16 protein-coding genes are annotated in these 21468 nt (G+C 60.6%); 11 read left to right on the forward strand and 5 right to left on the reverse strand.

The window, feature by feature from the left end; translation table 11 throughout:
• Positions 1-201: 201 nt before the first annotated feature.
• The 4 genes from mpl to mgtE all read left to right on the forward strand — a co-directional run bounded on the left by mpl (position 202) and on the right by mgtE (position 6052).
• The gene (gene mpl, locus S6FBBBH3_RS02315; protein WP_120177790.1) at positions 202-1581 is read left to right on the forward strand and encodes a UDP-N-acetylmuramate:L-alanyl-gamma-D-glutamyl-meso-diaminopimelate ligase; all 1380 of its coding nucleotides are present in this window, start codon (positions 202-204) and stop codon (positions 1579-1581) included.
• 5 nt (positions 1582-1586) lie between these two features.
• A complete protein-coding gene (locus S6FBBBH3_RS02320; RefSeq protein ID WP_120176241.1) occupies positions 1587-2231 on the forward strand; it encodes a YqiA/YcfP family alpha/beta fold hydrolase in 645 nt (214 codons plus the stop codon).
• Between the two features lie 81 nt (positions 2232-2312).
• Positions 2313-4328, forward strand: a complete 2016-nt coding sequence (locus tag S6FBBBH3_RS02325; protein ID WP_120176242.1) for a ribonuclease catalytic domain-containing protein — start codon at positions 2313-2315, stop codon at positions 4326-4328.
• Between the two features lie 224 nt (positions 4329-4552).
• Complete coding sequence (gene mgtE, locus S6FBBBH3_RS02330; RefSeq protein WP_120176243.1) at positions 4553-6052, forward strand: magnesium transporter; 1500 nt, start codon at positions 4553-4555, stop codon at positions 6050-6052.
• 149 nt (positions 6053-6201) lie between these two features.
• Here the strand turns inward: mgtE and S6FBBBH3_RS02335 are convergent, their stop codons facing one another.
• Positions 6202-6489, reverse strand: coding sequence for a KTSC domain-containing protein (locus S6FBBBH3_RS02335; RefSeq protein ID WP_120176244.1), 288 nt, complete (start codon positions 6487-6489; stop codon positions 6202-6204).
• Positions 6490-6895: 406 nt separating this feature from the next.
• Between S6FBBBH3_RS02335 and S6FBBBH3_RS02340 the strand changes: the two genes are divergently transcribed.
• Positions 6896-7846, forward strand: coding sequence for a transglycosylase SLT domain-containing protein (locus tag S6FBBBH3_RS02340; protein ID WP_120176245.1), 951 nt, complete (start codon positions 6896-6898; stop codon positions 7844-7846).
• A gap of 142 nt (positions 7847-7988) precedes the next feature.
• Here the strand turns inward: S6FBBBH3_RS02340 and S6FBBBH3_RS02345 are convergent, their stop codons facing one another.
• Positions 7989-8729: a 16S rRNA (uracil(1498)-N(3))-methyltransferase gene (locus tag S6FBBBH3_RS02345; protein ID WP_120176246.1), complete on the reverse strand. Its 741-nt coding sequence runs from the start codon at positions 8727-8729 to the stop codon at positions 7989-7991.
• Positions 8730-8964: 235 nt separating this feature from the next.
• On the opposite strand from S6FBBBH3_RS02345, the gene tkt reads away from it, so the two are divergent.
• The 6 genes from tkt to S6FBBBH3_RS10970 all read left to right on the forward strand — a co-directional run bounded on the left by tkt (position 8965) and on the right by S6FBBBH3_RS10970 (position 17124).
• Positions 8965-10974, forward strand: a complete 2010-nt coding sequence (tkt, locus tag S6FBBBH3_RS02350) for a transketolase (protein WP_120176247.1) — start codon at positions 8965-8967, stop codon at positions 10972-10974.
• Between the two features lie 39 nt (positions 10975-11013).
• On the forward strand, positions 11014-12027 hold the full coding sequence (gap, locus tag S6FBBBH3_RS02355; protein WP_120176248.1) for a type I glyceraldehyde-3-phosphate dehydrogenase: 1014 nt from the start codon (positions 11014-11016) through the stop codon (positions 12025-12027).
• A gap of 107 nt (positions 12028-12134) precedes the next feature.
• Entirely contained in the window at positions 12135-13334 is a 1200-nt protein-coding gene (locus S6FBBBH3_RS02360) for a phosphoglycerate kinase (RefSeq protein ID WP_120176249.1), read from the forward strand.
• 116 nt (positions 13335-13450) lie between these two features.
• Entirely contained in the window at positions 13451-14692 is a 1242-nt protein-coding gene (pepT, locus tag S6FBBBH3_RS02365) for a peptidase T (protein WP_120176250.1), read from the forward strand.
• A gap of 277 nt (positions 14693-14969) precedes the next feature.
• A complete protein-coding gene (locus S6FBBBH3_RS02370; RefSeq protein ID WP_120176251.1) occupies positions 14970-16013 on the forward strand; it encodes a glycosyltransferase family 2 protein in 1044 nt (347 codons plus the stop codon).
• 205 nt (positions 16014-16218) lie between these two features.
• Positions 16219-17124, forward strand: coding sequence for a polysaccharide pyruvyl transferase family protein (locus S6FBBBH3_RS10970; RefSeq protein WP_123957625.1), 906 nt, complete (start codon positions 16219-16221; stop codon positions 17122-17124).
• Between the two features lie 24 nt (positions 17125-17148).
• Here S6FBBBH3_RS10970 and S6FBBBH3_RS02375 read toward each other — a convergent pair whose 3' ends face one another.
• The 3 genes from S6FBBBH3_RS02375 to S6FBBBH3_RS02385 all read right to left on the reverse strand — a co-directional run bounded on the left by S6FBBBH3_RS02375 (position 17149) and on the right by S6FBBBH3_RS02385 (position 21423).
• Positions 17149-18120 carry a glycosyltransferase family 2 protein gene (locus S6FBBBH3_RS02375; protein WP_120176252.1) on the reverse strand — a complete coding sequence of 324 codons (972 nt, stop codon included), beginning with the start codon at positions 18118-18120 and terminating at the stop codon, positions 17149-17151.
• 213 nt (positions 18121-18333) lie between these two features.
• Complete coding sequence (ppk1, locus tag S6FBBBH3_RS02380; RefSeq protein WP_120176253.1) at positions 18334-20613, reverse strand: polyphosphate kinase 1; 2280 nt, start codon at positions 20611-20613, stop codon at positions 18334-18336.
• A 129-nt stretch (positions 20614-20742) separates the two neighbouring features.
• Positions 20743-21423, reverse strand: a complete 681-nt coding sequence (locus S6FBBBH3_RS02385; protein ID WP_120176254.1) for a VTT domain-containing protein — start codon at positions 21421-21423, stop codon at positions 20743-20745.
• Positions 21424-21468 lie beyond the last annotated feature (45 nt).

The following is a 21468-nucleotide window of genomic DNA, read 5'->3' on the forward strand; positions in this document are numbered from 1 at the left end:
AAGGGAAAATCGGAAGGGGAAATCGACGGGATGCGCGCACCTCCACCATTTCGGCCCTTCGGCTTGTCGCTCTCGGGCCGGGCGTGGGAAAATCACGGATCCTCGGCGGCGAATCCGCGTATTCGCGTATTCGCCCGCCGCTTTTTCCCCGCTTCGTCGAGCGACGCGGACATCCTTCGACGATATTTTGGCAGGTCAGGCATGCACATTCATATTCTCGGCATTTGCGGTACCTTCATGGGCGGCGTCGCACAGCTCGCTCGCGCGGCCGGTCACCGTGTGACGGGCTGCGACAAGAACGTTTATCCCCCGATGAGCGACGCGCTGCGCGCGGCGGGGATCGAACTCGTCGAAGGGTACGACCCGTCGCAACTCGAATTCGCGCCCGACCTCTGGGTGATCGGAAACGCCGTCTCGCGCGGGAATCCCCTCCTCGAAGCGATTCTCGAATCGGGCGCACCCTACACGTCGGGCCCGCAGTGGATGTCGGAACACATCTTGCAGGGGCGTCACGTCCTCGCGGTGGCGGGCACCCACGGGAAGACCACGACGACGTCGATGCTCGCCTGGATTCTCAAGGAAGCGGGCCTGGAGCCCGGGTGGCTGATCGGGGGTGTTCCGCAGTGGAGCAGCCTTTCCGCCAATCTCGGCCGCACGGACGCGCCCTTTGTGATCGAAGCCGACGAATACGACACGGCGCTCTTTGACAAGAGGAGCAAATTCGTTCACTACCGCCCCCGCACGGCGATTCTCAACAACCTCGAGTACGACCACGCGGACATCTTCGAAAACCTCGCGGCGATCGAAAAGCAGTTCCATCACCTCGTGCGCACGATGCCGGGGTCGGCGCTCGTCGTTCGCAACGCCCGCTCCGAAGCGCTCGATCGTGTGCTCGCCATGGGCTGCTGGTCGCGTACGACCGCGTTCGATACGCCCGAGAATGAAGCGGGTTGGTCGCTTGCGGGCGAGGCGGGCGCCTATCGCGTTCTGAAGGACGGGAGTCCGGTCGGGGACCTGCGCCTTGCCATGCCCGGTCGCTACAACGCCCTCAATGCCGTCGCGGCGATCGCCGCTGCGACGAACGTCGGGGTCGAACCCGCGACGGCCCTCGAAGCGCTCGCGCGTTTCGGCGGCGTCAAGCGCCGCCAGGAAGTCAAGGGGCGTGCGTACGGCTGCACCGTGATCGACGACTTCGCGCACCATCCGACCGCGATCGAAGAGACGATCGGGGCGGTTCGCGAAGCGATGCGCGCCTCGGGCGAGCCCGGTCGCCTTTTGGCCGTGCTCGAACCCCGAAGCAACACGATGAAGCTCGGTACGATGAAGGGGCGCCTCGAAGGGGCGCTCTCCGGAGCGGACGCCGTCTACTGCTATGCGGGTGCGGGCGTACGCTGGGAGCCGGGCGACGTGTTGCACCGCAACGCGTTCGCGACGCACGATTTGGAGGCGCTCGTCGCCCGAATCGCGGCGGATGCGCGCCCCGGGGATCGAATCCTCTGCATGAGCAACGGCGCCTTCGGCGGCGTGCACGGGAAGCTCCTCGCGGCGCTCGCCGAAAAAGAACACAAGGAAGCAAAGTAAGCGCGATGACGAACGAACTTTCGGAAATCGGGATGTCGGGTCCGATCCCGGGCACGGCCGGAAAGAAAAAAGGTTTTCTCTACCTGCACGGGTTCCTCTCCTCGCCCGCGTCGGCGAAGTGCCGTGAATTGGCCGAAGCGGCCCGTGCGGCGGGCTTTGCCTTCGTTGCGCCCGACCTCAACCTCGCGCCCGCCAAGGCGGCGGACCTCGCGGAAGCGCAGGTGCGCGCGATGGAAAGCGAGGGGCTTGAGGTGACGGTCGTGGGCTCCAGCCTCGGGGGCTTTTACGCCGGGCGTCTCGCCCGACGGTTCGGTCTTCGCGCGGTGCTTCTCAACCCGTGCCTCAACCCCTGGGCGATCGTCTCGCGCGAAACGGGGCTCCGTACGATCTACGGCACGGACCGCACGCTTCTCGTCGAGGAGCATTTCGCCGACGAACTCCTGGCGCTTGCGGAAGAGACGCCGCCCGTGCCCGCGGACCTGACGCGCACGCTCGCCGTCCTTTCCACGGCCGACGAAGTGCTCGACTGGAAGGACGCGTACGGGAAACTGAAGGGCGCCGAAATTCTTCTTTCCGACGGCGACAACCATCGGCTCGAACGCTTCGCGGATTTCATTCCCGCGATCCTGAGCGTCGCGACCGAGGGCTGAATCGCGGAGCGCACGCGCACGGAGCGCCGGGAGCGGCACAAACAGTACGAACAGCACGAACACGACGGAAACACACACACCATGCATCTCTATTTCGAAGAGGACGGCGCCTTCAAGGCGGGTACCGTTCTCAGCCAGGCCGGTACCGCCTATCAGGTGGAACTGACGACGGGTCGCCGCACGAAGGTGAAGCAGGCGAACGTCTTTTTCTCCTTCGAGTCGCCGAGCGCCTCGGAATTGATGACGCGCGCGCCGCAGGAAGCGGCCGAGCTCGATCCCGCATTCCTCTGGGAAGTGGCGCCCGAAACGGGCGAATTCGGCTTTGCGGACCTCGCGACCGAGTACTGGGGCGGCGACGAAGGCCCCGTACAGAAGGCGGCGCTTCTCCTTGCGCTTCACGGCAATCCCGTCTACTTCTACCGCAAGGGGCGCGGCGTCTACCGGCGCGCGCCCGCCGACATTCTCCAAAAAGCGCTCGAAGCGGTGGAACGCAAAAAGCGCCTCGAAGCGCAGAAGACCGCTTGGGCGAAGGCCATGGCGGCGGGCGAGCTCCCCGAAGAAATCGGTCGCGACGCGCTGAAGCTTCTGACGGCGCCCGACAAAAACGGCATCGCCTGGAAGGCCTTGTCCGACGCCGCGTCGGAAACGCGTCAGACGCCGTTGCGTCTCCTTCTCTCGCTCGGCGCGATTCCTTCGGCCTGGGACTGGCACGTCGAAAGCTTCTACGCCATCAACTTCCCGCAGGGCCGGGGCTTCCCCGCGGGGCTGCCGCTTCCCGAAACGTACGGCGACGATCTGCCCGTGGCCGACGTCACCGCCTTCTCGATCGACGATTCGGCGACGACCGAAATCGACGACGCGGTGAGCGTCACGCATTTGGAAGACGGTCGCACGCGCGTGGGCGTACACATTGCGGCGCCTTCGCTCGGGATTCTGCGCGACGACGCCTTGGACAAGACGGCGCGCACGCGCATGAGCACGGTCTATGCGCCGGGGCTCAAGACGACGATGCTGCCCGAACCCTGGGTGAAGGCCTTCTCGCTCGACGAAGGCGCGGCCGTTCCCTGCGTCTCGATCTACTTCACGGTGAAGGACGAAACCTTTGAAGTCGAGTCGAGCGAAACGAAGCTCGAAAAGATCGTCGTCGCGAAGAACCTGCGCTACGACAAGATCGACGATCTCGTGACGGAAGAGGCCCTTGCCGCGGACGCCCTCGAGATTCCGTACGCGCACGAAGTCGCCTGGCTCTGGCACTTTGCAAAGGCTCTTCAAAAGAAGCGCGAAGAAGTGCGCGGTCGCCCCGAACCCACGGGTCGCATCGATTGGTACTTCGTCCTTGAGGGCGAAGGGCGCGACGCGCGCGTGGTCGTGAAGGGCCGCCGCCGCGGTGCGCCCCTGGATCTTCTCGTTGCCGAACTCATGATCCTTGCAAACAGCACCTGGGGTCTGTGGCTTGAAGAAAAGAAGACGCCGGGGATCTACCGTTCGCAGCGTATGGGCCGTGTGCGCATGAGCACGAGCCCGGGGGCGCACGACGGTCTGGGCGTTGCGCGCTACGCGTGGTCGACTTCGCCCTTGCGCCGCTACGTGGACCTCGTGAACCAGCGCCAGATCGTCTCGGCGCTTCTCGGCACCGGCCCCGTCTATCAGGGGAACGACGCGGACTTCTTCACAATCGTCAGTCAGTTCGAAACGATCTACGGTCTCTACAACGACTTCCAGACCCGGATGGAACGCTACTGGTCGCTGCGCTGGATCGAACAAGAGGGCGTCAAGGAACTCGAAGGCGCCGTCATCAAGGGCGAGCTCGTCCGCATCGACGGCCTTCCCTACGTGCATTGCGTCGCGGGTCTTCCCGAAGACCTCGCCCGCGGCCGCAAGGTGCGCCTGCAGGTCATCCGCTGCGACCTCGTGGACCTCGTGATGGAAACGAAGCTCTTGGCGATCCTCGACGAAGCGGAAACCTCGACCGAGGACTTCGACGAAGAGGTGATCGAGGAAGAAGCCGAATCCGCGGAAACGGCGCAAGCCGCCAAGGCCGAAGCGAGCGCCCCCGAGGAGGATGCGACCGCGGCGACGCTGTCCACGGCTTCGTAATCGCAACCCCGAGCACGAAAGCCGCCGCGTCGCGCTCGAAATTTCGACGAACTCGGAGAGCTTTGTGCTAGTCTCTCGGCGAGCCGCGCCGTCCCCGGTGCGGCTCGCCCAGTTTTTTCATGTCGCTTCGGGACGGTGGTCCGCCCGAGGGCGGACCCGACAACCGATTCCCGAAACCGGACCACGGTGCTCGCACCGAATCGACGACGAGGAGACGCAGAGGTATGGCGGCCCATGATCCGGAGGATCTGAAGAACCACCTTCCGCAGGAAGACGACGCGCCCTCGCCGGTACGGGACTCGGACGAGGCGAGCCGTGCGCTCGCACGCGTGCAGCAGATTCTCGAAGAGGATCAGGAACGCACGAAAGACCATCCGATTCCGAAGACGGAAGAGGACGACGAGGCGCTGCCCGTCTCCGTCGAAGCGGCCGCGGAACTGCGCGCCGTTCTGGAACCCCTGCACCCCGCCGACATCGCCTGGGTGCTCGAAGCCCTTCCCGTCGACGAACGACTCGCCGTCTGGAATCAGGTGAAGAGCGAATCGGACGGCGACATTCTCGTTGAGGTCAACGACGGCGTTCGCGAAACCCTGATCGACGCCATGGATCGCGACGAACTCGTCGACGCGGTCGAAACGCTCGACACGGACGAGATCGCGGACCTGGTCGACGACCTGCCGCCCGACGTCATGGCGGAGGTCCAGGAAGGCCTCTCGCACGAAGAACGCGCGCAACTGCGTGCGGCGATTTCGTACCCCGAAGAAAGCGTCGGCGCCCGCATGGACTTCGAGATGGTTTCGATCCGCGAGGAAGTGACGGTCGACATGGTGCTGAGGTACCTCCGCCGCTTCGAAGCGCTTCCCGACCACATGGACCAGATCTTCGTCGTCGACCGGCTCGGGCACCTGAAGGGGTCGGTGGCGATCGCGCAGCTCCTCACGTCGGACCCTGCGACCCAGGTGCGTCGGATCATGAAGACCGACCGCCTCACCCTCAATCCGCTCGACGACGCGAGCGATGCCGCGCAGGCCTTTGAACGCTACGACCTCGTGAGCGCCGCGGTCGTCGACGAGGCGGGACGCCTCGTCGGGCGACTGACCGTCAACGAAGTGGTCGACGTCATTCGTGAGGAAAGCGAAGAGGACGCGTTCGGCGCCGTCGGTCTCGACGACGAACAGGACTTGTTCGGTAGCGTCTGGGAAGCGGCCAAAAGCCGCTGGCTCTGGCTCGGTGTCAATCTCTGCACGGCGTTTTTCGCTTCGCGCGTGATTTCCGCTTTCGACGGCACGATCGAGCGCGTGGTGGCGCTCGCTGCCCTCATGCCGATCGTGGCGGGCATGGCGGGGAATTCCGGCAACCAGACCCTGACGCTTCTCGTACGCTCTTTGGCCATGGGGCAGGTGACGGAAGCGAACAAGGCCGACCTCATCAAAAAGGAAATCGGTGTTTCGCTCGTGAACGGCCTCATCTGGGGGTTGATCGCCGGCGCGTGCGCCTGGGGGCTCTACTGGGATCAGCCCGAAGGGAAGACCCTGGGGCTCGTCATGTGCCTTGCGATGCTCCTCAACATCATCCAGGGAGCGGTCGTGGGGCTCGCGGTCCCGCTCATTTTGCGCCGCTTCGGTCGCGACCCGGCCATGGGCGGATCGGTCCTTCTCACCTTCACGACCGACTCGGGGGGGTTCCTCATTTTCTTGGGGCTCGCCACGTTCTTCTTTGCCTGAGGGTTGCGAGGAAGTCGCATCCCGCGCAGCACGCGACAAGGCGAAGCGAAACCGACAAACGAAACAAACGAAAAGGGCGTCCCCGGCGGGGGACGCCCTTTTCGTTCGGGCCCGTCATGTCCGTTCATGCCCGTTCGAATCGGTCTGCTTCAGAGGTCGCCGAAGAGGCGCTTCAGGTCGTCGAGACTCTTTTTCGCCTCGGGCTTTTCCGAGTCGCTTTCCCGGAGGGAGACTTCCCGCACGGGGTAGTTGTCTTCGATTTCGTCCTTCCAGTACCCGAAGGGGCTCGAAGAGCGCAGGAACCGTTCGGCCGCCTCGGAGCCGATGCCTTCGACCCGCAGGATGCGGTGCGTGTCGAATTCGATGTCGAGCCAACGGCGCGACGGATCGTAACCGGCGGAGAGGATTCCTCCGCGATGAATCGGCTGCCTCTTCATATTTTTTTCCTCCTCGAAGGGTGGCGTGCGCCCCGGGTCGACGTCGGACGCACCGTCGATTCGTCCATTCTACCGAGCCCGACGGCTCGCGCCGAGTGCGGGTGTTTCCCCTGCGTTCTCCGCGTTTTCCCCCTCGGACAACCCGAACAAAAGCTCCTTTTTCGCTTGCATCCGTTCCCGCCGAGCGTCGCATAATAGGAGGCAACCTATCGGATGAATACGGAAAATTTACGCGCAGAGCCCGAAGTGCGCTTCCGAATTTTGGTTAGAATGCGCCCTTTCTTATTCCGGAGCAAAGGACGGCCGCCCCTCGGCGAGGGGTCTTGAGGTGCCGTCAAAGCGAACCATGAAACTTCACCGAACCCAAGCCGCCCCGTCCTCAACCCGCAACCCTCGGTCTTCCGCAATGAAGTCCGTTTGGGCGAAGCGCGTCGCCTTTACGGCGGCCGCCGGGACGATCGTCGGGCTCTTTACGTTCGGGGAAGGGTTCGAACGCGTTTCGATGGCCAAAAGCGAACCGGCTTTCGAAGCGCCCCGCGTCGCGGAAGTGAAGCCCGTGGAGGCCGAACCCGCGGTCGTGCCCGTCGAAACCGTGCCTTCGAACCTCGGGATTTCGGGTACGTCCGTTGCGACCTACATTTCCCGCTCCTACCGCGTCACGCGCGAAGATGCTCTCCAGATGACCGAGTGGGCGATCGAAATCGGACGCGCCCAGGACGTCGATCCGCTCCTCATTCTCGCCGTCGTCGGCACGGAGTCGAGCTACAACGCCAAAGCAAAGAGCGGCGCGGGGGCCGAAGGCCTCATGCAGGTGATGACCCGCGTGCACCTCGACAAGTTCGAACCGTTCGGGGGTCGTGCCGCCGCGCTCGAACCCTACCCCAACATGGTGGTGGGAACGAGCATTCTCGCCTCGCTCATCAAAAAGACGGGGAGCGTCACGAAGGCCCTGAAGTGGTACTCGGGGGCGGCGCTCCACGACACCGATTTCGGCTACGGTGCCAAGGTGCTCAAAGAACGCAGCCGTCTGCTCGTCGCCGCCAAGGGCGATTCGGATCGCGCGGTGCAACTTTCGCGCACGAAAAAGAGCGGCCCCGCCTTTGAAAAGAAGGCGGTCGTGAAGCACCTTCCCTACGAACACTGGGAAGCCGTGGAAGTGGCCGCGAACAAGGCGGCCGCAAAGCGCGCCGACTCGGCGTCCGAAGCCGTGTTGCGCGTCGAGAGCGGCCGAGAGGCACAAATCGCGAACATCGCTCCGAAGACCGACGTCTCGCCCGTCCGGTCGGCCGCGGGCGAAAAGCGCGCCTATCCCGCCGAAAAGAAAACCGCGCAAGGGAGCGAATCCCGCGGCTCCTGAGAGCGACCAAGAATTTCCTTCCCCGCATCGCCTCCCGAATGAGGTTCGACGGAGGTTCAAGAAAGGCTCGGTTGAGGTCCGTCGAAGGGTTGCCCTTCCGGGCCGTCCGAGCCTTTTTCGCGTCTTGAGGTGCCTCTATCCCTCAGCGCTTCGGGAAGTCCCCCGCGAGGGTCGAGACCCACACGGCGCAGGCCAGGCCCGCCGTTTCGGTGCGAAAAACCCTCGGCCCGAGAAGCGTCGGGTGCCAGCCCGCTCCTTCGGCCCGCTCGATTTCGGCGGGCGAAAAGCCTCCTTCGGGGCCGACCGCAAAGGCGATGCTCGAGATCCCCGGCTCGATGGCGGGACGCGGAGCGTCCGCCTTCGCGCCCGGGGCAAGCAGAATGCGAAGCACCCCTTCCGTTCGAAGCGCCTCGTCGAGACTTGCCGCTCCGTCGACCGACGGAATCACGTTTCGGCCGCACTGCTCCACGGCGGCCCGGGCCGTTTCGCGCAGTTTTGCAAGGCGCTTTTCAAGTCGGTCGCCCGAAAGCCGCGTGACGCTTCGCTCGGCGGGCGTGACGACGATGCGGGAGACCCCCGCTTCGGTCGCTTTTTCAACGATCCAGTCCATCTTTTCGGGGGACACCCAACTCTGAACGAGCGTCATGCGTACGGGTGACTCGACGGGAGGCTCCTCGACCCGGTCGACGTGCACGAGGGCGCTTTCGGCCGTGAACTCGATCGTTCCCGACCAAAGCTTTCCGCGACCGTTGAAAAGATCCACCCGTTCGCCCGACGCCAGACGCAGCGCGCGTCCCGCGTGGTGTGCGGCTTTGGGGGGAAGCGTGACGGTGCCCTCGAAAGTGTCGTCGGGGGCGTCGATGTAAAAGCGCGGATTCGCCATGGTGCTCGAAAAGGATGGGAACGTCGCCGCGGAGCGGAAAACGTTGCGTTCGAAGAGAAACTCGGGAAAACTCAGGGGCCTCGGAGTCGGGCTCCCGACCGTGAATGATAAAATAAGACGTTTGTCGGAGGCGCCCGCACGGGGCGACCGCGCAAGCGTCCGACCGGACGCTTGCGCGGCCCGACGGGAGAAGAAGCCTCCCCCTCCTCTGAGTCAACTCAATCAACGGATACATATGTCTCACGTTTCCGCTCAGACGATGGCCAACGCCATTCGTGCTCTCGCCATGGATGCGGTCCAGAAGGCGAAGTCCGGTCATCCGGGCATGCCGATGGGCATGGCCGACATCGCCGTGGCGCTCTGGTCCCGTCATCTCCGCTTCAATCCTCAGGATCCCCGCTGGGTCGGTCGCGACCGCTTCATTCTCTCGAACGGTCACGGTTCGATGTTGCAGTACGCGCTTCTGCATCTGACCGGGTACGATCTCACGATCGACGACCTGAAGGCCTTCCGTCAGCTGGGCAGCAAGACGCCGGGGCACCCCGAAGTCGACGTGACGCCGGGCGTGGAAACGACGACCGGTCCGCTCGGTCAGGGCATCGCCAACGGCGTCGGCATGGCGCTTGCGGAAAAGATGCTCGCGAAGGAATTCAATCGCGAAGGCTTCCCCGTCATCGACAACCACACGTACGTGTTCCTCGGCGACGGCTGCCTCATGGAAGGCATCAGCCACGAAGTCTGCTCGCTCGCGGGCGTCTGGGGCCTCAACAAGCTCGTGGCCATTTACGACGACAACGGCATCTCGATCGACGGCGACGTGCGCGGCTGGTTCCGCGACGACACGCGCGGTCGCTTCGAAGCCTACGGCTGGAACGTGATCGGTCCCGTTGACGGTCACGACATCGACGCCATGGACCGCGCGATCGCCGAAGCGAAGCGCTCCGCCGACAAGCCCACCCTCATCATCGCCAAGACGACGATCGGCAAGGGCGCCCCCAACCGTCAGGGTACGGCCAAGGTGCACGGCGAAGCGTTGGGCAACGACGAAATCGCCGCCACGCGCGAAGCGATCGGCTGGCCCTATGCGCCCTTTGAAATCCCGGCGGAAGTCTACGCCGCATGGGACCACAAGGAAGAAGGCGCCAAGATCGAAGGCGAATGGAACGCGATGTTCGCCGAATACGAAAAGGCCTATCCGGAACTCGCCGCCGAACTCAAGCGCCGCCTCGCGGGCGACCTTCCCGAAGGGTGGTCCGACGTCGTGATGGACGCGCTCTGCGCCGCGGAAGAAGCCCAGGAAACGATGGCGACCCGCAAGGCGAGCCAGAAGGCCTTGAACGCCCTCGCTCCCGCGCTGCCCGAACTCCTCGGGGGCTCGGCCGACCTCACGGGCTCGAACCTCACCAACTGGTCGGGCGTGAAGAGCCTCAACTCGGGCGAATTCGATGCGCGCCACATCAGCTACGGCGTGCGCGAATTCGGCATGTCGGCCGTCATGAACGGGATTGCGCTCTACGGCGGCTTCATCCCCTACGCGGCCACGTTCCTCACGTTCTCCGACTACTCGCGCAACGCGCTTCGCATGTCCGCGCTCATGAAGCAGCGCGTCATCAACGTCTTCACGCACGACTCGATCGGTCTCGGCGAAGACGGTCCGACGCACCAGTCCGTCGAACACGTTCCTTCGCTGCGCCTCATCCCCGAGATGGACGTCTGGCGTCCCGCCGACACCGTCGAAACGATCGTGGCCTGGGCCTCGGCGATCGAACGCCGCGACGGTCCGTCGTCCCTCATCTTCACGCGTCAGAACGTTCCCTTCCTCGATCGCGACGAAGTCGACGCCGACGCCATGGCCAAGGGCGGGTACGTCGCGGCCGAAGCGCCTGCCGGTGCGGGCGAAGCCGACGTCATCCTTCTTGCGACGGGTTCCGAAGTGGGTCTCGCGATGAAGGCCCGCGCCGAACTCGCGGCTCTCAACGTCCAGGCACGCGTCGTCTCGATGCCCTGCACGAGCATCTTCGACCGCCAGGATGCCGAATGGCGCGCCTCGGTCCTGACCCCCGGCACCCCGATCCTCGCGATCGAAGCCTCGAAGACCGACCTCTGGTGGAAGTACATGTCCGGCAAGGGCGACGTGCTCGGTGTCGACCGCTTCGGCGAAAGCGCCCCCGCGGACGTGCTCTGGCAGCGTTTCGGCTTCACGGTCGAAAACGTCGTCGCCAAGGCGACCGCGCTTCTCAAGTAATTTTCACGTCACACTCCAAAAAACAGGAACCGCAACAAAATGACCATCCGTGTTGCCATCAACGGTTTCGGCCGCATCGGCCGCAACGTTCTTCGCGCCCACTACGAATCCGGCAAGGCCCACGACATCGAAATCGTGGCCGTCAACTCCCCCGGTGACGTGAACATCAACGCGCACCTCCTGCGCTACGACTCCTGCCACGGCCGCTTCAACGCCACGGTTGAAACGGACGGCGACGACATGATCGTCAACGGCGACCGCATGCGCGTCTTCGGCACGCGCGATCCGCGCGAACTCCCCTGGGCCGACCTCGGCGTCGACCTCGTCATGGAATGCACGGGCGCCTTCAACTCGAAGGAAAAGAGCCAGGTGCATCTCGACCAGGGTGCGAAGAAGGTGCTCCTCTCGGCTCCGGGCAAGACCGCCGACGCGACGATCGTCTACGGCGTCAACCACAAGAGCCTGAAGGCCTCGGACCTCATCGTCTCGAACGCCTCCTGCACGACGAACTGCCTCGCGCCCCTCGTCAAGCCCCTGCAGGAAGCGATCGGCCTTGAGCGCGGTCTCATGACGACCGTTCACGCCTACACGAACGACCAGGTCCTCACGGACGTCTACCACAAGGACCTGCGCCGCGCCCGTGCCGCCACGCAGTCGATGATCCCGACGAAGACGGGTGCCGCCGCGGCCGTGGGCCTCGTGCTCCCCGAATTGAACGGTCTTCTCGACGGCTTCGCCGTTCGCGTTCCGACGATCAACGTGAGCTTCGTCGACCTCACCTTCATCGCGAAGCGCGACACGTCGCTCGAAGAAATCAACGCGATCATGAAGGCCGCTTCGGAATCCGAAGAACTTCGCGGCATCCTCGGCTACAACGATCTGCCGCTCGTTTCCTGCGACTTCAACCACGATTCGCACAGCTCCACGTACGATGCGACCCTCACGAAGGTCTCGGGCGGCCGTCTCGTCAAGGTGACGTCCTGGTACGACAACGAATGGGGCTTCTCGAACCGCATGCTCGATACGGCCGTCGCCATGATGGCCGCGAAGTAAGTCGACCGACGAAATCCGCCAAACGCAGCCGGCCGCGGGCCGGCTGCGTTTTTCCAATGAATCGGAGGGGGGCGTTTCCGCAGACCCCTCCGGGTACGGAGAAAAGAATGCACGTTAAAACTCTCGAAGAGCTCGCGAAGGCCGGTCAGCTTGCCGGCAAGCGCGTGATGATCCGCAGCGACCTCAATGCGCCTCACGACGAGGCGGGCAACATCACGAACGAAGCCCGTCTCGTGGCGAGCGTTCCCGCGATCCGCACGGCGCTCGAGGCGGGTGCGGCCGTCATGGTGGTGAGCCACCGCGGTCGTCCGACGGAAGGCACCGTGACCGAGGCCGACAGCCTCGTGCACGTCGCGCGCCGCATGGGCGAACTCCTCGGTCGTCCGATGCCGCTCGTCGAAAACTGGGTGGACGGGGGCTTCGACGTGAAGCCGGGCGAAGTCGTCATGCTTCAGAACTGCCGCTGCAACGTCGGCGAAAAGAAGTGCGACGAAGCGCTCTCGAAGAAGTACGCCGCGCTTTGCGACGTCTTCGTTCACGACGCCTTCGGCACGGCCCACCGCGCTCAGGCGTCTACGGTCGGCGTCGCGCGCTTTGCGCCCGTCGTGTGCGCGGGTCCCCTGATGGCGGCCGAAATCGACGCGCTCACGCGCGCCGTTGAAAACGCCAAGCACCCGCTCGTCGCGATCGTCGGCGGCTCCAAGGTTTCGACGAAGCTCACCATCCTCTCGAACCTCGCCGAAAAGGTCGATCAGCTGATCGTCGGGGGCGGCATCCTCAACACGTTCCTCCTCGCGGCCGGGAAGCCCATCGGCAAGTCCCTCGCCGAACCCGAGCTCGTCGACGAATGCAAGCGCGTTCTCGCGATCCTCGAAAAGAAGGGCGCGAGCCTCCCGATGCCCGTCGACGTCGTTGCGGCGAAGGCCTTCGCGGAAGACGCCGAACACCGCGTTGCCGACGTCGACGACGTGCGCGAGGACGAAATGATTCTCGACGTCGGCCCCAAGACCGCGGCGATGCTGGGTGAACTTCTCCGCTCGGCGGGCACGATCGTCTGGAACGGCCCCGTGGGCGTCTTCGAAATGGCTCCCTACGCCGAAGGCACGCGTCAGATGGCCGAAGCGATCGCGGAAGCGACCGACAAGGGCGCTTTCTCGATCGCGGGCGGCGGCGACACGGTCTCGGCCGTGGCGAAGTTCGGCATCGAAGACCGAATTTCCTACATCTCGACGGGCGGCGGCGCCTTCCTCGAATTCCTCGAAGGGAAGACGCTTCCGGCCGTGGCCGTTCTGGAAGAACGCGCCTAAGTAACGTTCGGTGACCGACGGGGGACGGCCGCAAGGCCGCCCCCCGTTCGTCATCAAGCCGGGGGAAACACAGCCTTTTCCGGCAAACCACCATCCACACCAAAGGAGCACAAACAATGGACAAGAAGCAGGCGCTTTTGGAGCGGTTTCTCCGCTATGCGGCCGTAACGAGTCAGAGCAGCACGAAGACGGGGACCGTCCCGAGCACGCCCGGTCAGCGGACGCTTGCCGAACTGCTCGCTCGCGAGCTCGAAGAACTCGGGCTCGTCGACATTGAAATTTCCGAATTCTCCGTTCTGACGGCGAAGCTCCCCGGGAACCTTCCCGAAGGGAAGAAGGTTCCGACGGTCGGTTGGGTCGCGCACCTCGACACGGTGGACGCGGGCCTCTGTGCGGACATCCATCCGCACGTCGTCAAGAATTACGCGGGCGGCGACATCTGCCTCAACGAAGAAAAGCAGATCTACCTGCGCACGGCCGAACACCCCGAAATCGAACGCTACGTCGGCGACGACATCGTCGTGACGGACGGTACCTCGGTGCTCGGCGCCGACAACAAGTCGGCGATCGCCAACATCATGACGGCTCTTTCCATCGTGCAAAGCGAAAACCGTCCGCACGGCGACATCTACGTGTGCTTCGTGCCGGACGAAGAAATCGGCCTTCTCGGCGCGAAGAAGATCGACTTCTCGAAGTTTCCCGTCGATTTCGCCTACACGATCGACTGCTGCGAACTCGGTGAAGTGGTGTACGAAACCTTCAACGCGGGCGGCGCCACGCTGAAGATCAAGGGCGTGACCGCTCACCCGATGTCGTCGAAGGGCGTTCTCGTCAATCCGACCCTGGTGGCTGTTGACTTCATCAACATGCTCGATCGCGGTGCGACGCCCGAATTCACGGAAAACACCGAAGGCTTCGTTTGGGTGAATGCCATGCAGTCGACCCCGTCGCAGGCGACCGTCTCGCTCAAGATCCGCGACCACAACCGCGAAAAGTACGAAGCGAAGAAGGCCCAGATTGCCGCGGCGGTCGAGTACCTCAAGGTGCGTCACCCGCGCGCCGTGCTCGAACTCACGATGTCGGATGTCTACGGCAACATCGCCGACGCCGTCCGGGACGCAAACCGCATCTGCATCGATCACCTCTACCGCGCGCTTGAGATCCAGAAGATCGAACCCAAGACGATCGCCATGCGCGGCGGCACCGACGGCTCCTTCATCTCCACGAAGGGGATCCTGACGCCCAACTACTTCACGGGCGGACTCAATTTCCACAGCAACTGCGAATTCCTGCCGCTTTCCGCCTGGGAAAAGAGCCTCGACGTGACGCTCACGCTGATCGATCTGATCGCCGAGTAACGCGCTTGAGCAACGCGTACGAAAAGAAAGGACGCCCGCGAGGGCGCCCTTTTCGGTCACTCAAGGCAGAACGGTAGACCAAGAGGAGGCGTTTCCTCAACCTTTGTGCGCTCCCTGGTGTGCTCTAGCACGTTGCTTATAGGGGCGCAGTTATAATCACTGCCACAGCCGCATTTATTCCTGGAACTCGATCGCCGATCTGCCCTCAGCGAGTGAAGCTGAGAATTCGACCCCGACCACTTTGTGTCAGAAAACCATAAGATCTGCCGAACCTCATATGCCCCAGAACAAACATAATCCGTTCTTGCAACAAAGTGCCGATAAATGGCCGGGTGTAGCCATAATCATTCCGGTTTATAACGTTGCCGAGTATCTTCGCGAGTGTCTGGATTCGATGCTTGCGCAGACCTATGAAAACTTCACTGTATTTGCTGTTGATGACGGATCGACCGACGATTCCGGTTCAATTCTTGATGAATACGCGAAAAAGGATAAGCGAATTGTAGCTATTCATCAAAAAAATGCAGGTCAGGGGGCGGCTCGAAACAATGCTCTGGATAGAATCGAGGCTCTTGGGACGTTTGACTATGTGACGTTTGCGGATGGGGACGATAAGGTTCAGCCTCAATTCGTTTCTCAGCTCGTTGCAACAGCTGAAAGAACTCACGCCGATATTACTATCTGTGCATTCCATTATTTGGAGTCCGACGGTTTGCACGCCAGCGGAAGACTTCACGAAGAGATGTTCTTAGATAAGGAGACGTATTTCGAATTTGTCCTATCTGCTGGTGCGCGTCCTACGTATCACGGAATAATAGGCACTGGTGGAATGGTCTGGAATAAGCTTTTCCATCTTCACGCATTAAAGGGCGTTCGATTCCTTACGGATAAGGGGCTTGTGGAAGATGAGCTTTTTTGTCTTCAAGCAGGGGAGCGTTCAAGAGGAAATGTTTATTTTCCAGGGATGCTTTACATCTATAGGCAAAGACCGGGCTCGGATGTCAAACAAAGCTCGATCTACAGAAAGATGCTTGCAGCCCGCATATTGATTTTGGAACATGCCTTTTCCCCTCGCACGAAGTTGATTGCAACAGCAGGGCTCGTTGCTGCCGCGGTTGATTATTTTAAGAGGTATGAGAAGTTTCCGCCTCTAAATCTTTACGAGCATAAAGAGCAGGCCGTTAAGGCATGTGATAAGGGGTACCTGCGCAAAAGAATACTTCAGCGTTTCGCGCTGATGTGTGATCATCCGCGTCTTGCTTTCTACTATGTTGTTCAACGGAGAATCTTCAATTCCATCATGTTCTGGAGGAAAAGATAATTATTCGGATGTATAGGGTCTTCGAGAATTCCAGATCTTGTTGCCATCAAGAATTAAGCATTAGGTCGATTTTATTGCTTAAGGGTATGCTTAATTTTTTGAGTTCAATTTGGTAAATTTAAGCTTGAAATAATGTGATTAAATATATTCTCCAATGTGTCGATCAATGTGTTGCAGATGTGGCATACATAAGAAGTCGGAGGATATGCTGGGGCGCTTAGAGGTGAAAGATAAAATGAACGTACGAGCTCGCAATGTGGACGCGCTTTTCTACTGGAATTGTAGTCCTAACTTTGGTGATGTTTTGTCTCCGTATATTCTGCGACGCTTGCTTGGCCATGATTTGCATTGGGTTGCTCCTAGTGATCAAAATAAGTTTCTCGGGGTCGGTTCTATACTCACAGATCAAACTTTCTATTCCGGCGGTAATATCATCTGGGGGTCTGGCACAATAACTCCGAAAGCGCTGTCCCCCATTGCTTACAGGTTCCCCTTAAGACGATTGGGAAGATCTCTGCATACACGTATCAAGTTAATTTTTCAGCCAAATATCATTTTGGCGGTGAGAGGGCTAAGAACCCGCATGCTCTTGGAGCGTGCGGGTTCTGCATGTCCCGAGATTTTTGGAGACCCTGGGGTGCTGATGCCGCGATTTTATAAGCCCAAAGTCACCGCTGAGCGAGCTCCCGTAGGGATCATTTTGCATCACTCCCAATCAAAGTATGCGAAGAGCGCAGGCCTAAAAGGGTTTCGTTTTATCACTATTGAACGCGAATCCGAAGAAGAAATTGAAGCGTTCATCGATGAGGTTTGTTCGTGCGATAAAATTTTCACGACAAGCTTGCATGGACTCATCATTGCTCAAGCTTACGGTGTGCCTGCGCAGTGGATTGAGCTTCGAGGAAGTCCAATTCATGATGAAGCTTCCCATAAGTTCCTGGATTACTTTGAAGGAGTGGGCGTTCCTCCACAGAGTCCAGTGAATATTGATGCCCAAGGAGAAGGGTTTAGTGTGCTACTAAATTTTGACGCGCCTCGGATTACTGTGTCCGCAGAGGTTGGAGACCACTTAATCGATGTAATTCAACCGTTCGTATCAAGGCGCAAATAAATCCATATGGTAGACACCCTTGATTCATGTTCTATTACGAAACATCTCTTTGAGCACAAGCTTGAGCTTGAAATGCAAAAGTAAATGCATGATCGGGTTGGCGGGTTGCATCAATTTGTAAACCAAGCTTGAGAGCAGGAGGCCACGTGCACGCGGCTGTATTCCATATGAAATTTCGAGTTCGTTTCCCCTGATCTTTCGTGCTGAATGTACGAGCGTCATGAGGCTTTTCAGTGTGTGTTCTTGAAGCTCGGGAAAGAGCCTGAGGTTTTCTTCTTGAACGATTATCTGCGACAAGAGTCTTGCTGCATTGCTTGCGCCAGAAAAGATAGACGGGAGTCCCATCCGGTAGCTCATGACTTCCTTGTGGGAAAAGAGAATCAGTCCCTTCTTGAGTAGTAATTTTGTGAGTGTTGTGTCGTTGCAGTAGAGCTCCGCACTTTGTAGAGCATCAAGTCCGATCTGACGACGAAAGACCACAGTATTGAAGGAAAAGTATTTTCCGCTGGATGCGTGTTTGAGATACTCCACCACAGCTCCGTCAGAGTAGGGTGGAGTAACCTTTACCATTTGTTGCGTATTTTCGTGGAACTCAACGTACTGGTGGGCACATCCAACGAAGGCCAGATTTTCTGTTTTATTGAGAAAATCGATCGCTTCATCGAAAACGTCTAGGTACTCATCATCACCGTCGAGCAGTAGCGCATAAGTTCCTTGTGCTTTCTTCAGAAGGTGAAGACGGTTCGTAGACGCACGTGAGAGAGGAATCAGATTTGAATCACTCTTAAGCGTAATGATTCGAATATTCGGGTGATCTTGTGCTATGCGCTCAGCATTTGCAAGCCCCTGAGAGGTTGCATGATCGAGCCCGACTAGAATTTCCCACGAATATCGGGAGCGATCCGCAAGACCAAGGAGTTTGATCAGTAGCGGTTCGATGTAGCAGTCTTGGTTGCGGAACGTAATGCAGATCGAGAGGTCAGGTGTGGAACTCATCGGATTATTTTTTAAGGAAGTGGGATCGATTTTAACAATGGGTAATTCTGATATTCGATCAAAATCAGTCAGCCCAGAAGATTGTCACTAGTTAAGGATCCCGAAGATAACCAGATGGGCGATCCCACTGATCCAAGCAGGGTGTTTGGTCCAGCACACTTTGTTACTGAGAAACAGAAGATCGGCCCGACAAACACCCTCAAGGCATGGATCTTAAATCTGACCGTAGTGCTTCGCGAGATAGTCCTGCGAATCCACGGCCTTTTCGCCGCGCTTCACGGTCTGACGCGTATAGCGGCCGTCGCTTCCCATGGTCCAACTCTGGACGTTGTCGGCAAGTTGCAGGTCGAGGCTGCGCTTGAGGCGGTCGCGGATGCTCTTGTCGAGCACCGGAACGAGAACCTCGATACGCCCGTCGAGATTGCGCGGCATGAGGTCGGCCGAGCCGATCAGCACGACGGGCTCGCCCGCATGGTCGAACCAGTAGGCGCGGGCGTGCTCGAGGAAGCGTCCCACGATGCTCGTCACGGTGATGTTGTCACTGATACCGGGGATGCCGGGGCGCAGACAGCAGATGCCGCGAATGATGAGCGAGATGCGCACGCCCGCCTGGCTCGCTTCGTAAAGCGCGCGGATGATGTGGCGGTCGACGAGCTGGTTGCACTTGAAGATGATACGACCGTTGCCGTTCGCCTTGTGGCATTCCACTTCCTTGCGGATGTGCTCGAGAATCGAGGTGCGCGTCGAGTGGGGCGAGACGACGAGCTGACGGTACTTCGTCTGGGACGAGTAGCCCGTCATCACGTTGAAGAGGTCGGAGACGTCGGCGCAAATGTCGTTGTTCGCCGTGAGCAGCCCGTAGTCCGTGTAGATCTTCGCGGACGAGGGGTTGTAGTTCCCCGTCGAAATGTGCACGTAGCGCTTCATGCCGTCGACTTCGCGACGAACGACGAGACAGAGCTTGGCGTGGATCTTGAGGCCGACGAAACCGTAGACGATGTTGACCCCCGCCTTTTCCATTTCTTCGGCCCAGTTGATGTTGCGCTCTTCGTCAAAGCGCGCCTTCAGTTCGACGACGGCCGTCACCTGCTTGCCGCGTCGGCGGGCGTCGATGAGAGCGGCGACGATGGGGCTGTTGTTGCCGCAACGGTAGAGCGTCTGCTTGATTGCCACCACCTGCGGATCGACCGAAGCGCGACGAATGAAGTCGAGCACGCCCGAGAAGCTTTCGTAGGGGTGGTAGAGGAGGATGTCGCGGTTGCGCGTCGCCGCAAAGACATCGCCCTCCTGAACGAACGTGGGTTCCAGCCCCTTGTAGGAGGGATCCTTGAGGTTCGGACGATCGAGACCGATGAGCGGCATGAATTCCGACATCGCCAAGGGGCCCTTCACGCGGTAGATCTGGAAGGGAAGGAGCTCGAGGTGATCGACAAGGAAGCTCGAGAGCTCCGTATCGGAGCCGTGCTCGAGTTCGAGGCGAATGACGTCGCCGAAGCGGCGCTGATCGACGAAGTCCTTGACGGCTTCGAGAAGGTCGTCCGCTTCGTCCTCTTCGATTTCGAGGTCCGTATTGCGGGTGATGCGAAAGAGCATCGACGCCGAGACACGGTGCCCGGGGAAGAGCGAGCCGATGTGTTCGCGGATCAGGTCTTCGAGCAGAATGATGTCGTCGTCGCGACTGTTTGAGTTGAAGCCGAGCTCGTTGTAGGTCGACTCCTTCGTGCGGGGCACGAAGATAAAGCGCGACATGTTGTTCGGGCACTTAAGGCGGGCGTATCGAACAACGCCCTCTTCGGACTCAAGCTTCACGAGGAAATTGAGGCTCGTGTTGGAAATCGTCGGGAAGGGATGCCCCGGGTCGATCGCCTGCGGGGTGAGAATCGGGTAGATCTCGTTGTCGAAGTACCCTTCGAGGAAAGACTTCTGACGGTCCGTGAGGTCCTTGTAGCGAACGAGGCGCACGCCGCGCTCCATGAGGGCGGGGTGTAGCTTCAGGCGCCAGTGATTCTGAGCGCGGTTGAGAAGCCCCAGAACGCGCTTGCGGATTTCGGCGAGCTGCTTCGCGGGAGGCAGTTCGTCGGGCGAGCTCGACGAGGCGCCGCCCTTCATCTGTCGGCAGATGTTGGAGACCCGTACCATGAAGAATTCGTCGAGGTTGTTGTAGAAGATCGAGAGGAACTTGAGTTGTTCCAGAAGCGGCACGTTCGAATCGCACGCTTCGTCGAGGACCTTTCGGTCGAACTCGATCCAGTTGATTTCGCGGTTGATGTAAAGACGCGGATCCGAGAGATCTGTGACGCCTTCCGCCGAGGGAAGAGGAGGCGGCAGATCGTCGTCGGCCGTCGATCGGGCGGCGCGTGCAGGCGTCTTGCGCGTGCCGGTCTTGGCACGGGATTTCGTGGTGCGGGCCTTGGGTTTGGCGGGTGCTTCCGGTTGAGCGACCGCAGCGGCGGTGGCGGCAACGGCGGATTCGGGCGTCTGCGTCTCGGTCATGGTGATTCGGGTTGTCCTCGGAGCCGTGAAAGGTAAGATCAATCATTCTAGAGAACCCATATGTAATTTCCATGAAAAAGGGCCGCTTGCGCGGCCCTTTACGGGGTTATTCCGAGGTGCTTCCGATTTTCAGGCGTTTTCCTCGGCCTTTTGCTTTTGTTTTTGCGCCTGCCAGGCCTGGAAGTATTTCCAGGCGAAGCCCACCACGACGGGGCCGAGGAGGGCGGCAACGATGCCGAGGAGAAGAATGAGCGAGAGATTGTTCTTGACGAAGGGGACGTTGCCGAAGAGGTAGCCAGCCCCCACGATCGTCACCGCCCAGAGAACGGCGCCCGCGCCGCTGAAAAGTTCGAACCGCAGGCCGTTCATGCGGGCAGCGCCCGCGATGAGCGGAGCGAACGCGCGAACGATCGGAATGAAACGGGCAAGGAGAATCGTCTTGCCGCCGTGGTCCGTGTAGAACGAGTGGGCGTGCTGCAGCTTGGAGGCGTTGATCCAGGAGATGCTCCCGTCGTAGATCTTGTTGCCGAGCCACTTGCCGGTGGCGTAGCCGACGGAGTTGCCGAAGATGGCCCCGAGGATCACGGCGAGCATGATCATCCAGGGACTGGCCGTTCCGGAGGCGGCCACGGTGCCCGCCACGAAAAGGAGCGAGTCGCCGGGCAGGAACGACATGACCACGAAGCCCGTCTCCAGAAAGAAGATGATGAACATCGCCGCGTAGATCAGCGTCCCGTAATTGGTCGCGAGGTGGACCAGAAAATGGTCGGCGTTCGTGAAAAGATCGACGATGAGCTCGATAAAATCCATGGTGCGGTGTGCTGTGGACCTATGACAAATGTTCCATATCATACT

This window comes from Sutterella megalosphaeroides (assembly GCF_003609995.1).
GTDB lineage: Bacteria > Pseudomonadota > Gammaproteobacteria > Burkholderiales > Burkholderiaceae_F > Sutterella > Sutterella megalosphaeroides.